Below are 15,362 nucleotides of genomic sequence, written 5' to 3' on the forward strand. Positions count from 1 at the left end.
GCCCGGATGTTCCGGGGGCGTTCCCCCGAATGGTCCCGTCAGCGGGTACGAAGCTGCTCGTCCAGCCGCCCCAATTCGTCGAGAAGCTGACTGTCGTCCTGCCATTTGGTCAGTTGGGCCAGGGCTTCGGGGGAGATCCCGGGGACGGGCTCGGCGGGCGCCCCGCCCTGAAGGAGGGCGATGCAGCGGCGCAGGGTCTGCCGGTCCACGTCGAGGGGGGCGCCGCGTGGCACGGTGCGGATGCGCGACACGTAGTCGACGGCTTCGTTCGCGTCGCGGAGGTCGAACAGGGCGGTGAAGAAGGCGGGGCCGCCGGGGGAGCCCTGGGCGATGGCGCGGGTGAGGGCGCGGTGGCGGCGGAGTTCGCGGTAGAGGGGGCGGATGGCGACGCGGAACAGCGCGTATGAGAGCGTGCCGACCGCTATCGCACCGAAGACCACGAGGATGATGTGGACCACCAGCGATGGGAATCGGACCCGCGTCATCAAGTAGCTGAGGAAGCCCGCCATACCGAGCCCCAGCGGGATCGTCGTGACCGCCAGTACGTAGACCAGGGTGGGTTGCTTCTTCAACAGCCTGCGGACCAGACGGGTTTCGGACATCAGCATGTACGGCACGACGAGCACCACTCTCCTCGCGCTGAACGGCCAGGAGGGGGAGGCCCGACGCACCGCGTAGAGAAGGCTGGGACCCCACATGGCCGCGTACAGGGTCAACAGCAGCCAGACCAGTGCCCCGACCAATGCGTGTGTCCCTGCGAACGCCAACAGGACCAGGATCGCCAGCGCCATTACACAGAGAGCCCCGGTTCCCGCGGCGAGGCCCACCGTCAGCCATACGAGCCTGATCCTGACCACACCGAGGCCGCTCTGATCCAGAAACCTGTGGATCCGCCGCCGCCTTGCTCCGTAGGACAGCGGCTCGCTGGCCTGGACGCACCAGAAGAGGGCCCAGGGAGCGCTGAAAGCTATGAGCGATCCCAGCACGAAGTCGGACAGCATGGTCAGCGGACGCGATAGGTCGGGAAGCACCAGGACCAACGTGCCGAACGGGAACCAGAGCCAGACCCCCTTGGGCGCCCACTTCACCACCCTCCGCAACCCGACCAGATCCTCCTCCACACGCAACCGCCGCAGATCCCCGTCGAACGCCCGAGTCTCCGCGGCCGACGGCTTCTCCGCGAGACGCGTGATCAACAGCCTGCGGACCGCCCTCCGTACCGTCGCCGGCACCACCGGCAACATGGCGCAGTCCCGCAGCGCCGTCATCCGCAGCCAGTTGCTCTTTCCGGCGAACGCCGCGTCCACGTACGACTGGCGCAGTCCTTCGGAGAGCAGCGGTATGCAGTCCAGGGCGAACTTGCGGTCGCTGATGCTCCCCTGTTTCCACGCCCTCGCCACGAGATCCTCGACCAGCGTCCGCACGAGGGTGTGCGGCAACTCCGGCCGGCCCTGGTAGGCGGCCGTCAGCAGTTCCAGGGTGTGTACGGCCCTCGGTGACCAGGTGAACCCGTCCGCGCCGGCCTGGTCGGCCTGGTCCCGCTCGTCGGCGAGGACCTCGCTCAGTGCCTCCAGCAGCGGGTCCGTGACCTCGGCGGTACCGTCCTGGAGCACGGTCACGGCGGTCTCGCGCCACTGCCCGCTGGTCGCCAGTTCACGGGGCGGTACGGCCGACGGGTGTTCGGTCACGTACCGGCCGGCGAAGTACTGCAGGACGCGTCGGTGGCCGAAGGACACCCTGCGGCCGGACTGCTCGGCGGGTCCCGGTTCGTTGGCGCTCCCCACCGGTTCCTCCGGCGAGGAGACCAGGATCCGTGACTCCGCGAGTACCTGGATCATCAGGTCCCGGGTCGCGGGATCCCCGGCATCCCGGGAGATCTCGTTCCGCAAGGTCCGCTCGTCCACGGACAGTCCGCCCCGCGTCCCGGTCAGTTGGAAGGCGAAGCGGGCAAGGAAGTCCTCGATCCGACGGTGCGGGCCGTGGGGCCGCCGACCGGTGGGCTCAAGGCCGTCCTGGTCGTCCGCCGAGGGCAGTGCCCTGCGCAGCCGCGACGCCGCGTACTCCTCGAACAACGCGCTCGGGCGGTCCGGCACGGCGTCCCTCTCCCGTACGTACGTGGCGAGGAGATGCAGGCTGAGCGGGTTCCGCAGCTCGGTCGCGAACCCCCGGCGCGGTTCCGTCAGCAGTGCCTGCACGCGCGCGAAGTCGGCCTCCCTGAAGCCGAGTCTGCGCAGGAACACCTCCTGCTGTTCCGGATCCAGGCCGAGGAGCTGGAGCCGGGTCCAGCCCGACGCGCGCGGGCCCTTGTACTCCCGCGCGGCGACCACACACCGCCCGCCGCCCCCGACGAGCTCGATGACGGTCTGGATGTAGGGCGCCACCGCGGCGTCGATCGTCGGACTGTCGAGTACGGCCGGGATCTCGTCGAAGGAGTCGAGCAGCAGGGTGACCCGTCGCTGCTGGAGGTCCTCCCTGAAGCAGTGGGCGAAGTACGTCGCGACGTCGGTGCTGCCCCGTGCGCCGGTCTGCGACATGATGTACCGCCGCAGTACATCGGTGTTGATTTCATGGGGTTTCGCCCTGAGCTCGCGGAGGTTCACGTAGAGCGGCAGGGGCCCATCCGGGTCGCGGCCCTCGGCGATCTCCTCCAACCGCGACATGGCGTGCTGACGCAGGGCCACGCTCTTGCCCGCGCCGGCGCCGCCCTGGAGGAGGACGAGGTCGGTCTCGGGGCGGTCCAGCATCTGCATCAGCGGTCTGACCGCCGAGCGTTCGCGCCGTCTCAGGGGACCGCGGCGGCGACCGGTCACCGTACGGCCGTCGACGTCCTCCACGATCGCGGACAACTCGACCAGCGTGTCGTCCAGCCAGTGCATCTCGTCGAGCGTGGAGGTCAGCTTCCGCAGCAGCAGCCGGGCCAGTGACCGCCGGAAGCCCGCGGCGTCCGGCGGCGGCGGAGGGACGTCCTCGGGTGTCCCACCGAGCTGCGGCCCGGAGCTTCCGGGAAGGTGGACGGCGCCCGCGTTGATGACGGTCTCCGCCCGCCAGTTCGGCTGCTCGTAGCCAGGTTGTGTCGCGTCGGATCCCCGCATCGCACGGGGCCGATCAAAAGTGGTGGCCGCCGGCCCAGCGGGCCAGCTCGTCCACGGTGTTGCCCAGTTCGGCGGCCGCGGCGGCGGTGCCGCGCAGGGCGCGTAGCCGGTTGGCGAACCGGGTCAGCCGACCGGTGACGGCGTCATCCGTTCCGTCGGGCGCGGCCTCGGCGTCGTCCTGGTCGTTCGCGGCCTCCACGTCCGGATCGGCGGCCGTATCGCCGTCGGCCTCGCCCGTGCCCCCGAGGGCGTCCCCGGCGATTTGGGCCAGTTCCGCGTCGAGGGCAGCGCGCTCCGACTCCGGTACCCCCTCCAACGCGCCGACACGGGACCGCAGTTCGGCGACCGCCTCGGCGAACTCCGCCGGCCCGCTCTGCTCGGTCAGACGCAGATCGCCCGCGATGTTGAAGACCCGGCTGTTGTGGAGCTGCCAGGAGGACTGGTCGAACGTCATGCGTGCTCCCCCGAGAGTGACAGGCCCTCAGGGTAGGGCCCAGCAGGCCCCGTTGACATCACGAACAACCGCATTGCCCTGGCGGGCCCGGCGGAAGCGCGCTCGCCCCGACGGGGGGACGGCGCGACGCTCAGGCCAGCCCCGGCCCCCGCACCGGAATGTGCGTGAACGTCGGCTCCGGAGCCGGGTTCTGGAAGAAGTCGTTGCCCTTGTCGTCGACCACGACGAACGCCGGGAAGTCCTCGACCTCGATCTTCCAGACGGCCTCCATGCCGAGCTCCTCGTACTCGACGACCTCGACCTTCTTGATGCAGTCCTGGGCGAGCCGGGCCGCCGGGCCGCCGATCGAGCCGAGGTAGAAGCCGCCGTGCGCGTCGCAGGCGTCGGTGACCTGTTTGCTGCGGTTGCCCTTCGCGAGCATCACCTTGGAACCGCCCGCCGCCTGGAACTGCTCGACGTAGGAGTCCATGCGCCCGGCCGTGGTCGGGCCGAAGGAGCCGGACGCGTAGCCCTCGGGGGTCTTCGCCGGGCCCGCGTAGTACACCGGGTGGTCCTTCAGATACTGCGGCATCTCCTCGCCCGCGTCGAGCCGCTCCTTGATCTTGGCGTGCGCGATGTCACGGGCCACGACCAGCGGGCCGGAGAGCGAAAGCCGGGTCTTCACCGGGTACTTGGTCAGCTCGGCGAGGATGTCGTCCATCGGCTGGTTGAGGTCGATCTTCACGACGTCGCCGGCCTCGTCGAGATGCTCGTCGGTCGTCTCCGGCAGGAACCGCGCCGGGTCGGTCTCCAACTGCTCCAGGAAGACGCCCTCCGCGGTGATCTTCGCGACGGCCTGCCGGTCGGCCGAGCAGGACACGGCGATGGCGACCGGGCAGGACGCGCCGTGCCGCGGCAGCCGCACCACGCGCACGTCGTGGCAGAAGTACTTGCCGCCGAACTGCGCCCCGATGCCGATCCTCTGGGTCAGCTCGAAGACCTTCTGCTCCAGGTCCTTGTCCCGGAAGCCGTGCCCCAACTCCGAACCCTCGGCCGGGATCTCGTCCAGGTAGTGCGCGGAGGCGTACTTCGCGGTCTTCAGCGCGTACTCGGCGCTCGTGCCGCCGACCACGATCGCCAGGTGGTACGGCGGGCAGGCCGCCGTACCCAGCGAACGGATCTTCTCCTCGAGGAACTTCATCATGGAGCCCTCGTTGAGGACCGCTTTCGTCTCCTGGTAGAGGAACGACTTGTTGGCCGAGCCGCCGCCCTTCGCCATGAACAGGAACTTGTAGGCGCCGCCGTCGGTCGCGTACAGCTCGATCTGGGCGGGCAGGTTCGATCCGGTGTTCTTCTCGTCCCACATCGTCAGCGGGGCCATCTGCGAGTACCGCAGGTTCAGGTTCAGGTAGGCGTCGTAGATGCCGCGCGACAGGGCCTTCTCGTCCTCACCTCCGGTGAGGACGTTCTGCCCGCGCTTGCCCATGACGATCGCCGTGCCGGTGTCCTGGCACATGGGCAGCACGCCGGCCGCCGCGATGTTCGCGTTCTTCAGCAGGTCCAGGGCGACGAACTTGTCGTTGTTCGACGCCTCGGGGTCGTCGATGATCCGGCGGAGCTGCGCGAGGTGCGCGGGCCGCAGATAGTGCTGGATGTCGTGGATCGCCTCGGCCGCGAGCTTGCGCAGCGCCTCCGGCTCGACCTTGAGGAACGTCCGCCCGTCGGCCTCGAAGGTGGAGACACCCTCGGAGGTCACCAGCCGGTACGGGGTGGTGTCCTCTCCCATGGGGAGCAGATCGGTGTACGCGAACTCAGGCATGTCGCCCATTCCTCACTCGACAGACAGCGCAGCCGGCCTCCATCGGCCGGCGCCCACCAGCGTAGAACCTGCCGCTGACAGCGGGCTTGTGAGGTAGGGCTCAGTTCGCCACGCCAACGTTGTCCACACCCCTAGTCGCGATCTATCGCGTTTCGGTACGCTGCTGCCGTGGACCTTCAGAAGCAGCCCGCGCAGAAGCAGCCCGCGGCCCCGCAGCCCGCCCCCGCGGCCTCCGCGCTGCGCGCCTCGGACGCCGACCGTGACCGCATCGCCGACATCCTGCGGGACGCCCTGGCCGAGGGGCGGCTGACCGCCGACGAGCACGCCGAGCGGGTCGAGGGGGTGCTGAGCGCCAAGACGGTGGGCGAGCTGGAGGTCTTCATCCAGGATCTGCCGGCCGCCCATGGGCATCGGGCGACTGCCGCGTCGTACAGCCCCGCCCCGAACCGCCCGACGGAGGGCGCGATCCCCGCCGAGGCCGATGAGAACGTGGTGGCGGTGTTCAGCGCCGCCATGCGCAAGGGCCGCTGGCGGGCCGGCCGCCGTATGCACGCGTACGCCGTGTTCGGCAGTGTCGAGATCGACCTCAGCGAGGCGATCTTCGAGTACCAGCAGGTCGTCATCAAGGCCATCTCGGTCTTCGGCAACGTCGAGATCCGCGTCCCGGAGAACGTGTCGCTGCGCGGCACCGGCGGCGGTGTCCTCGGCAACTTCGAGGTGGACACGCTGGATTCCCTGGAACCGGACGCGCCGGTGGTCTACGTCGACGGGTGGGCCGTACTCGGAAACATCGAGGCAAAACCCAAGCGGGGCAAGCTCGTTGCGGACATTCTCGATCGGGTTCAGCGCAAGGTCGACAAGAGTTTGCGCAAGCACCTGGATCGTTGACGGTTGTGAATCGGGGCACATGTGGAGCTGATCGGTCCACGCCGGTCGGCCCCTGACATCGCGCAGAAGAGCCCGAAAACCAGCGGTTCGGAACTCAGTGCATAGGCGCGCGCACAGCGGGTAGGGCTTGCTGCATCGTCTCTCGCTCGCGAAGCCGTCGTCAGGAGTAGACCGTGCTGCAACCGCCGCATTCGTCCCTGCAGGTAGCCGCTGTTCCGGCTCAGCGGGTGCCTGCGCGAGACAGGGACCAAGACGCTCCCTGGCACACCGAAGCGGTGTGCCGGCGCGACGAGGCCGGCCTGTTCTTCGCCCCCTCCAAGGAACCCACCGCCGCCCGACTCTCCCGCGAGGACGCCGCCAAGCGCGTCTGCGCCCGCTGTCCGGTCATGGTCGAGTGCCGGGAGCACGCGCTCCTGCAACCGGAGCCGTACGGCGTCTGGGGCGGCCTCACCGCCGCCGAACGCCGGGTGGTCCTGGCCAGGCGCCGCCGCCGCGACCTGGAGCTCCAGAAGGCCCGCGCGGCGGGCCGTATAGCGGCGGCCGGCTGACCGACGTGGAAGAGGCGCCCCCACCGCACCGGGGGCGCCTCTTCGTGTACGACCGTGTGGTCGCGGCTACTTGGCCCGGTCGAAGTCGATCGCGCTGTAGGCCCGCAGCTTGCTGAGCCGGTGCTCGGAGTCGATCCGCCGGACCGTGCCGGACTTGGACCGCATCACGATCGAGTCGGTGGTGGCGGTCTCCGAGCGGTAGCGCACGCCCCGCAGCAGCTCGCCGTCCGTGATCCCGGTCGCGACGAAGAACACGTTCTCGCCCGACACCAGGTCGTTCGTGGTCAGCACGCGGTCCAGGTCGTGCCCGGCGTCCAGCGCCCGCTGCCGCTCGGCGTCGTCCTTCGGCCACAACTTGCCCTGGATGACGCCCCCGAGGCACTTCACGGCACACGCCGAGATGATGCCCTCGGGGGTGCCGCCGATGCCGAGCAGCAGGTCGACGCCGGTGCCCTCGCGCAGCGCCAGGATCGACCCGGCGACATCGCCGTCGGAGATCAGCTTGATCCGCGCACCGGTCTCCCGGATCTCCTTGATGATGCCGTCGTGGCGCGGCCGGTCCAGGACGACGACGGTGACGTCCTCGGGCGTGACCCGCTTGGCCTTGGCGACCCGGCGGACGTTCACCGAGATCGGGGCCTCGATGTCGACGAACTCGGCGGCCTCGGGCCCGGTGACCAGCTTGTCCATGTAGAACACGGCGGACGGGTCGAACATCGAACCCCGGTCCGCGGCGGCCAGCACGGCGATCGCGTTCGGCATGCCCTTGGCGTTGAGCGTGGTGCCGTCGATCGGGTCGACGGCGATGTCGCACTCGGGCCCGGTCCCGTCACCGACACGCTCGCCGTTGAAGAGCATCGGCGCCTCGTCCTTCTCGCCCTCACCGATGACGACGACGCCGTTCATCGAGACGGTGGAGACGAGGGTCCGCATGGCACGCACGGCGGCGCCGTCGGCGCCGTTCTTGTCGCCGCGCCCGACCCAGCGGCCCGCGGCCATCGCGGCGGCTTCGGTCACCCGGACGAGTTCCAGGGCGAGGTTGCGGTCGGGGGCCTCGGAGGGGACTTCGAGTTCGGACGGCAGATGATGATGCTCGGTCATCGGAGCGCACCTTTCTGATACGACGACGGCCGGATGAGGGTGTGCCCCGACTCTATCGCCAGGCAGACAAAATGAGCAGGGGGGCCCACGGATGAGCGGACCGGGGTACCTGCGACGATAGGGACGTGGCAGGTTCGAACGGCAAGCAGAAGACGGTCCGGGACATGATTCTCTCCCTGGGCCTGATCGGGATCGCGGCGGCGATCGTCTACATCTTCATCCCGCACGACGACCACGCTCCGGACGTCAAGCGGGTCGACTACCGCGTGGAGCTGCTGACGGCACGCCGCGCGGCGCCGTACCCGGTCGCGGCGCCGGAGGGCCTGTCCAAGAGCTGGAAGGCGACCTCGGTCCGCTACGACGGCGCCGCGTTCGACGCCTGGCACCTCGGGTTCAGTGCCCCCGACGGACAGTACGTCCAGATAGAGCAGTCGACTCAGAAGCCGTCCGACTTCGTGGACACCGCCAGCCAGGGCGCCGACGCGACGAAGACCACCCAGACCATCGACGGCCACACCTGGACCCGCTACACCGGCGGCCGCTACGACGCCCTCGTGCTCGCGGACAAGGGCTCGACGACGGTCGTGGCGGGCACGGGCTCGTTCGCCCAGTTGACCGAGATGGCGCAGGCGCTGCGGACGAAGTGAGTCCGCGTGTTTTCCGCGCGTACGAGCAAGGCCCCCGGCGGGAGTGCCGGGGGCCTTACTCGTGTCATCCGTCATACGTCGTCCGGCATGCGTCTCAGACGGTGGTGACGACCTCGTCGTAGGCGAGGCGCGGGGAGCGCGGGAACCAGGCGTCCGGGCCCGGCCTGCCGATGTTGACGACCATCAGCGGGGTGTGGTCGCCGTCCAGGAACTCCTTCTGGAGGCCCGCGAAGTCGAGACCGGTCATCGGGCCGGCGGCGAGGCCGGCGGCGCGGATGCCGATGATGAAGTAGGCGGCCTGGAGGGCGGCGTTCAGCGTGGCGTTGCCCTCGCGGACCGAGCGCTCGGCGAAGACGGCGTCCTTGGCCTGCGGGAAGTGCGGGAACAGGTTGGGCAGTTCCTCGTGGAACTCGTTGTCCGCGGAGAGGATCGCGACCAGCGGGGCGGTGGCGGTCTTCTTCTGGTTGCCCTCGGCCATGTGCTGCACGAGGCGCTCGCGGGCCTCGGCGGAGCGGACCAGGGTGATGCGCAGCGGCGACTGGTTCATGGAGGTCGGGCCGTACTTGACCAGGTCGTAGATCGCCTGCACCTGCTCGTCCGTCACCGGCTCGTCGGTGAAGGTGTTCGCGGTGCGGGCCTCACGGAACAGCAGGTCCTGGGCGGTGGGGTCAAGAACGAGAGACATGGCGAGAACTTCCTCGGTGGCCGGGAACCGGTTATCCGGACCGCGGTCCGGATGGGCTGACGAGACCGACGGTACGGCAGAGAAGTTCAAGGTTCAACGAAAAGCGGGGCGTAGTGATCCGCTTCACAGCGGAGGCCGCCGCTGTGACCGTGTGTGGTGGTTACTCGCCGCCCTCTTCCGCGGCCTCTTCCTCCGCCAGCGCCGCGTCCAGCCGCGCCCGGGCCCCGTCCAGCCAGCGCCGGCACACCTTGGCCAGCTCCTCGCCCCGCTCCCAGAGCGCGAGCGACTCCTCCAGCGTCGTACCGCCCGCCTCCAGCCGCCGCACGACCTCGATCAGCTCGTCGCGCGCCTGCTCGTACCCGAGCGACTCTTCCGTCACCTTGCTGGTCATCCGCCCACCCTATGCATCCGCCGCAGCGACTCGAACCGTGAACTCACCCTCGGCGACCCGGGCCCGCAGCACCTCGTCCGCCGTCACCTCCTCCGGGTCCCGGACGGCATGCCCGTCGGCCTTCTGCAGCACCGCGTACCCCCGCTTCAGGGTCGCCGCGGGGGAGAGGGCCACCACGCGCGCGTGCGTGTGGGTCAGCTCCGAGTCGGCGCGGTCCAGGAGATGGCCGAGGGTGCGCCGGCCGCGGTCGAGGAGGGCGGCGACATGATCCGCGCGCTCGTCGATCATCCGGTGCGGATCCTCTATCGACGGCCGCGCCAGCGCCTGCGCCAGCCCGCGCTCCTCCCGGTCGACGAACGCCACCACGCAGCGCCGCGCCCGGTCCCGCAACTGCCGTACGCGCTCGTACTCCTCGCCCACGTCCGGTACGACCTTCTTCGCGGCGTCGGTGGGGGTGGAGGCGCGCAGGTCGGCCACATAGTCCAGGAGCGGGGTGTCCGGCTCGTGCCCGATCGCGGACACCACGGGCGTACGACAGGCCGAGACCGCCCGTACGAGCTGCTCGTCGGAGAACGGCAGCAGGTCCTCCACGCTGCCGCCGCCCCGCGCCACGATGATCACGTCCACGCCGTCGAGCGCGTCCAGCTCCTTCACCGCCTGCACGACCTGCGGCACGGCGTGCACACCCTGCACGGGCACATTGCGCACCTCGAAGCGGACGGCGGGCCAGCGATGCCGCGCGTTCTCCAGCACGTCCCGCTCGGCGGCCGAGGCGCGCCCGCAGACCAGTCCGATCAACTGCGGCAGAAAGGGCAACGACTTCTTCCGGTCGGCCGCGAACAGCCCCTCGGCGGCCAGCGACTTCTTCAACTGCTCCAGCCGCGCGAGGAGTTCACCGACCCCCACCGGCCTTATCTCCGTGGCCCGCAACGACAACTGCCCACGCGGGGCATACCACTCCGGCTTCGCGAGCACGACCACCCGCGCGCCCTCGCTGACCACATCGGCGATCTCGTCGAACACCTGCCGGAAGCAGGTCACGCTCACCGAGATGTCGTACGACGGGTCACGCAACGTCAGAAACACGACACCGGCCCCCGGGCGCCGCGACAACTGGGTGATCTGCCCCTCGACCCACACCGCCCCGAGCCGATCGATCCACCCCCCGATCAGCCGGGAGACCTCGCCGACGGGGAGCGGCGCGTCCGGAGCGGTATTGAGAGCCATGCGCCCGAGGGTAGTGGGCGCCTCTGACAACGGGGGCGAGGTGCTGGGGGTGGTGGTTGTCGGTCGTTGACCGAGTCGTCGGACGCGGGTCTCAACCGGCGTCCGCGCGGGCCCCGTCCCCGCGGGACTGCAGCGCGAGGACCAGTACCCCCACCGCCAACCAGATCGCGCCCACCACCTGTGCCGTACCGGACGCCTCCACGATCACCGCGATGGTGATCGCCGCGCCCAGCACCGGTACCAGTACGTGCCGCCACCACACCACCGGCCCGCCCCGGCGTCGTACCGCGAACCAGCCCACCACGCTCGCGTGCAGCAGGGTGAAGGCGGTGAGGGCGCCGATGTCGACGACCGAGACCAGGTGGTCGAGGCCGTCGTCGCGGCGCGCCGCCCACACCGCGGCGATCAGCGTGATGGCGGCCGCCGAGAGCAGCGCGGCCCGGGGCAGTCCGTCGTCGGTCTTCGAGAGGGCGCGCGGCAGCCGTCGGTCGCGGGCCATCGCGAACACCAGCCGGCCCGCCGCGGCCTGCCCGGCCAGCGCCGCGAAGGCCGCGCCGATCGCCTTGCTGACGGCCACCAGGTTGTGCAGCCAGTCGCCGACCGAGGCGTCGACCGCGTCGTAGAACGCCGTTCCCTGCTTCCCGGCGTCCGCGGCGAGCTGTGCGGACGTCGTCGGCTCCAGGAGGGCGACCAGGTACGTCTGGGCGACGAACAGGACACCGGCCAGGGCGAGGCAGAACAGCAGGGCCCTGGCCACCTTCTCGGAGCCGCCGGTGACCTCCTCCGCGAAGGTGGCGACCGCGTCGAAGCCCAGGTAGGAGAGCACGGCGACCGAGACCGCGCCGATCACCGCCGACAGCGCGAACGCGCCCTGCGTGCCGTCCCCGGACAACGGCGACAGCCAGCCCCGTTCCGCGCCGTCGCGCGCCAGGACGACGATCGCCGACACCACGAACACGACGAGGACCACGATCTCCATCGCGAGGACCAGGAAGCCCACGCGCGCGGCGGCCCGCACTCCCCAGAGGTTGAGGCCGGTCGTGACGACGACCGCGAGCGCGGTCCACACCCACCGCGAGACGTCCGGGACCAGCGCGTTCATGGCGATTCCGGAGAAGAGATAGGCGACCGCGGGAATCAGGACGTAGTCCAGCATCGCCATCCACCCGGCGATGAACCCGGCCTCCCTGCCGAGCCCCACGCGCGCGTAGGCGAACACCGACCCCGCCTGAGGGACGACCCGCACCATCTGCGCGTAGCTGAATGCGGTGAACGCCATCGCGACGGTCGCCACGACATAGACGAGCGCGACCGCGCCGTGCGACTTGGCGTCCAGGGTGCCGAACACGCCGACCGGCGCCATGGGGGCGATGAACAGCAGCCCATAGACGACGAGATCCCGGAAACCGAGACTGCGCCGTAGCTGAGGCCCTTCGGTGGCCGTGGTCGTCGTATCCGTGTCCGTGTCCGCCATCTCACGTCTCCCGTACGTCGCTACGCCGCTACGGCGCCTACGGCGCCTATGTCCTCGCCCGCCCCACCCCTCCCGCTCCACGGCCAGTCTCCCCAAGGACGTGATCTTTGACCCGTCGAGCGCGGCCTTACGATGGGACGCATGACTGCTTCGCCTGGCCGCCGTGTCCTGCTCGCCGCCCCCCGGGGCTACTGCGCGGGTGTGGACCGCGCCGTGATCGCCGTCGAGAAAGCCCTGGAGCAGTACGGGGCTCCGATCTACGTCCGGCACGAGATCGTGCACAACAAGTACGTCGTCCAGACCCTGGAGAAGAAGGGCGCGATCTTCGTCGAGCGGACCGAGGAGGTCCCCGAGGGGAACATCGTGATGTTCTCCGCGCACGGCGTCGCGCCCGTCGTCCACGACGAGGCCAAGCAGGGCCGGCTCGCCACCATCGACGCGACCTGCCCCCTGGTGACCAAGGTCCACAAGGAAGCCGTGCGCTTCGCCAACGAGGACTTCGACATCCTCCTCATCGGGCACGAGGGCCACGAGGAGGTCATCGGCACCTCCGGGGAGGCCCCCGACCACATCACCCTGGTCGACGGCCCGTCCGACGTCTCCAAGGTCGAGGTGCGGGACCCCTCCAGGGTGGTCTGGCTCTCCCAGACGACCCTCTCCGTGGACGAGACCATGGAGACGGTCGACGCCCTGAAGGAGAAGTTCCCGCAGCTCATCTCCCCGCCCAGCGACGACATCTGCTACGCCACGCAGAACCGTCAGCTCGCCGTGAAGCAGATGGGCGAGGAGGCCGACCTGGTGATCGTGGTCGGCTCGAAGAACTCCTCCAACTCCGTGCGGCTCGTCGAGGTCGCCAAGCTGGCCGGCGCCCGAGACGCCCGCCTGGTCGACTTCGCCGACGAGATCGAGGAGTCCTGGCTTGAGGGCGTGACCACGGTCGGCGTGACCTCGGGCGCCTCCGTCCCGGAGGTCCTGGTCGAGCAGGTCCTGGAGTGGCTGTCCGGGCGCGGCTTCGAGGACGTCGAGCTGGTCAAGGCGGCCGAGGAGTCCATCACGTTCTCGCTGCCCAAGGAACTCCGCCGTGACCTGCGCGAAGAGGCGGCGGCACTGGTCGCCGAGCGCACCGCTACGGACGGTTCGACCCCCTCCGGGCAGTGACTGTCAGTCGTTCGTCGTAGCGTGGATCCATGCAGATCTTCGGCGTGGACATCGGTGGTTCCGGGATCAAGGGCGCCCCTGTGGACCTGGACAAGGGCGATTTGACCCAAGAGCGGTACAAGGTGCTGACCCCGCACCCGGCGACACCGGACGGGGTGGCCGACGGTGTGAGGGAAGTCGTCGAGCACTTCGGCTGGACGGGACCGGTCGGCCTCACGTTCCCGGGCGTGGTCACCGGCGGTGCCACGATCCGTACGGCGGCGAACGTCGACAAGAGCTGGATCGACACGGACGCGGGAGCGCTGTTCAGCGACAGACTGGGCGGCCTCCCGGCGACCGTCGTCAACGACGCGGACGCGGCCGGCGTCGCCGAGATGCACTTCGGCGCCGGCCGCGACCGCAAGGGCACGGTGATCCTGCTGACCTTCGGCACGGGCATCGGCAGCGCCCTGTTCCAGAACGGCGTCCTCGTCCCGAACACGGAACTGGGCCACCTCGAACTGAACGGCCACGACGCCGAGAAGAAGGCCTCAAGCAAGGCCAAGGAGGACGGCGAGCTGACCTGGGAGCACTGGGCTCACCGCGTCCAGAAGTACCTCACCCATGTCGAGATGCTGTTCTCGCCCGAGCTGTTCATCATCGGCGGCGGAGTCAGCCGCAAGGCCGACAAGTTCCTGCACTTCATCGAGGGCATCAAGGCCGAGATCGTCCCGGCGCAGTTGCAGAACAACGCGGGGATCGTGGGGGCGGCCATGCATGCGGCGGGAGACGACTAGACGACCGGGGGTTGTGCGCGGAGCGGCTGGCCGCGAGGGGATTCGGGCGGCCATCCATTGACCGACGCTGGTAAGCGGGGTCCGGCGCGTGCGGCTGTGCGGCGGCGGAGGCTGACATCGGCGGCTTCCGTCGCGGGCGAGGCGGTGGGGGAGTCGGCGAGTGACGGCGACGACTCGGCTGCGGGTCCCACGCCGTTGAGCCCGTGGGGAGTGCGTGCCGGGCCCCGCGTCCGCGGCATGATTCGCCGCGCAGGTTCCTGCTGTGGCCGGGGCGAAGGCCGACGGAGCAGGCTGCGGGGTCGCGGCAGGGCTTGATCGGCGCGGGCTCGGGTCGGCGCGTCCGGCGGGCGGGCGGGTTCGGTGAGCGAGCCAGGTCGGCGGCGTGGGGTGGGCGTTCGGCCGCAAGGCGGCCCTCCCGGCCATGGCCGCAGCGGTCGATACGACACGACACGACGCGACGCGACACGTTATGCGGATCAGAGCCCGGCGGCCGACTACGGCGCTGCCGCCCCCCTCGAAGTCAGGCCCGTCGGCGCCGGTTCAGCAGGCGGATCCTGCGGACCGTCGCGATGAGCCCCGCGACGAGCGTGCCGCCGTAGAGCCAGCCGGCCTGGGTGGCGAGTCCGGTGAACAGGCCCATCAATCGGTTGCCGAGGCCGCCGCTGCCGTCGGCCACCGGGAACAGCCCGACGGCGAAGGCGATCGGTACGACGACCGGCGCGATCAGCAGGTCCCCCCGCCGGATCCAGACCGCGGTCAGCACACACACCGGCAGGAACAGGACGCCGTACGCGGTCAGCGACGCCCCGAACAGCAACTGGTCGAGGCATCCGAGAGCGAACATCACGGCCGCGCAGAACAGACCGCCGCCGAGCCCGGTGAGCCGGGGGTTGGGCAGTTGCCGTGCGCTCTGGGCCGCCGCGGGACCCGGGCGCCGTACCGCCGCCGGACGGCGCTGCGTGGTGCCGCGCGGCTGCGGTCCCGGCCGGGGGGCGCGGGCCGGGCCGCCGTTCGGGCCCCGGCCCGCCTGCGGGGGCAGGGGCGGGGCCCCACGTCTTGCGCCGGGCTGTGGGGGTCGTGTCCTGTGTTGCTCCACTGGACCAACTTAGGTCGGTTTATGTGC

General features: G+C 70.2%; 14 protein-coding genes. 5 read left to right on the top strand and 9 right to left on the bottom strand.

The features are described from left to right. Positions 1-38: 38 nt before the first annotated feature. From AB0M63_RS03590 to AB0M63_RS03600, 3 genes are all read right to left on the bottom strand, one after another. Positions 39-3,092, bottom strand: a complete 3,054-nt coding sequence (locus AB0M63_RS03590; RefSeq protein WP_366018231.1) for an NACHT domain-containing protein — start codon at positions 3,090-3,092, stop codon at positions 39-41. A gap of 13 nt (positions 3,093-3,105) precedes the next feature. Continuing rightward, the gene (locus AB0M63_RS03595; RefSeq protein ID WP_366018232.1) at positions 3,106-3,546 is read right to left on the bottom strand and encodes a hypothetical protein; all 441 of its coding nucleotides are present in this window, start codon (positions 3,544-3,546) and stop codon (positions 3,106-3,108) included. Positions 3,547-3,676: 130 nt separating this feature from the next. Then, positions 3,677-5,344: a fumarate hydratase gene (locus AB0M63_RS03600; RefSeq protein WP_366018234.1), complete on the bottom strand. Its 1,668-nt coding sequence runs from the start codon at positions 5,342-5,344 to the stop codon at positions 3,677-3,679. Positions 5,345-5,512: 168 nt separating this feature from the next. On the opposite strand from AB0M63_RS03600, the gene AB0M63_RS03605 reads away from it, so the two are divergent. Together AB0M63_RS03605 and AB0M63_RS03610 are read left to right on the top strand one after the other, a co-directional pair. Next, positions 5,513-6,232: a DUF1707 domain-containing protein gene (locus AB0M63_RS03605; protein WP_355903604.1), complete on the top strand. Its 720-nt coding sequence runs from the start codon at positions 5,513-5,515 to the stop codon at positions 6,230-6,232. Between the two features lie 173 nt (positions 6,233-6,405). Further along, positions 6,406-6,780, top strand: a complete 375-nt coding sequence (locus AB0M63_RS03610) for a WhiB family transcriptional regulator (RefSeq protein WP_026150672.1) — start codon at positions 6,406-6,408, stop codon at positions 6,778-6,780. 66 nt (positions 6,781-6,846) lie between these two features. Here the strand turns inward: AB0M63_RS03610 and glpX are convergent, their stop codons facing one another. Beyond that, the gene (glpX, locus tag AB0M63_RS03615; RefSeq protein ID WP_355903608.1) at positions 6,847-7,881 is read right to left on the bottom strand and encodes a class II fructose-bisphosphatase; all 1,035 of its coding nucleotides are present in this window, start codon (positions 7,879-7,881) and stop codon (positions 6,847-6,849) included. Positions 7,882-8,006: 125 nt separating this feature from the next. On the opposite strand from glpX, the gene AB0M63_RS03620 reads away from it, so the two are divergent. After that, positions 8,007-8,528 carry a DUF4245 domain-containing protein gene (locus AB0M63_RS03620; RefSeq protein ID WP_356053711.1) on the top strand — a complete coding sequence of 174 codons (522 nt, stop codon included), beginning with the start codon at positions 8,007-8,009 and terminating at the stop codon, positions 8,526-8,528. Positions 8,529-8,622: 94 nt separating this feature from the next. Here the strand turns inward: AB0M63_RS03620 and AB0M63_RS03625 are convergent, their stop codons facing one another. The 4 genes from AB0M63_RS03625 to AB0M63_RS03640 form a co-directional block, all read right to left on the bottom strand. Further along, positions 8,623-9,213, bottom strand: coding sequence for a malonic semialdehyde reductase (locus tag AB0M63_RS03625; RefSeq protein ID WP_366018236.1), 591 nt, complete (start codon positions 9,211-9,213; stop codon positions 8,623-8,625). Positions 9,214-9,373: 160 nt separating this feature from the next. Then, positions 9,374-9,604: an exodeoxyribonuclease VII small subunit gene (locus AB0M63_RS03630; RefSeq protein WP_355903617.1), complete on the bottom strand. Its 231-nt coding sequence runs from the start codon at positions 9,602-9,604 to the stop codon at positions 9,374-9,376. 9 nt (positions 9,605-9,613) lie between these two features. Continuing rightward, complete coding sequence (gene xseA, locus AB0M63_RS03635; protein WP_366018237.1) at positions 9,614-10,831, bottom strand: exodeoxyribonuclease VII large subunit; 1,218 nt, start codon at positions 10,829-10,831, stop codon at positions 9,614-9,616. Positions 10,832-10,922: 91 nt separating this feature from the next. Beyond that, positions 10,923-12,305, bottom strand: coding sequence for an APC family permease (locus tag AB0M63_RS03640; protein WP_366018238.1), 1,383 nt, complete (start codon positions 12,303-12,305; stop codon positions 10,923-10,925). Positions 12,306-12,437: 132 nt separating this feature from the next. Here AB0M63_RS03640 and AB0M63_RS03645 point away from each other — a divergent pair, with 132 nt between their 5' ends. Next, complete coding sequence (locus AB0M63_RS03645; RefSeq protein ID WP_366018239.1) at positions 12,438-13,463, top strand: 4-hydroxy-3-methylbut-2-enyl diphosphate reductase; 1,026 nt, start codon at positions 12,438-12,440, stop codon at positions 13,461-13,463. Between the two features lie 29 nt (positions 13,464-13,492). Next, positions 13,493-14,239 (top strand): polyphosphate--glucose phosphotransferase, encoded by a 747-nt coding sequence (ppgK, locus tag AB0M63_RS03650; RefSeq protein ID WP_366018240.1) that lies wholly within the window; start codon positions 13,493-13,495, stop codon positions 14,237-14,239. Between the two features lie 520 nt (positions 14,240-14,759). Here the strand turns inward: ppgK and AB0M63_RS03655 are convergent. Then, positions 14,760-15,335: a DUF6542 domain-containing protein gene (locus AB0M63_RS03655; protein WP_355903632.1), complete on the bottom strand. Its 576-nt coding sequence runs from the start codon at positions 15,333-15,335 to the stop codon at positions 14,760-14,762. Between the last annotated feature and the right edge of the window lie 27 nt (positions 15,336-15,362).

Origin of the sequence: Streptomyces sp. NPDC051576 (genome assembly GCF_040681835.1) — a bacterium.
Lineage (GTDB): Bacteria > Actinomycetota > Actinomycetes > Streptomycetales > Streptomycetaceae > Streptomyces.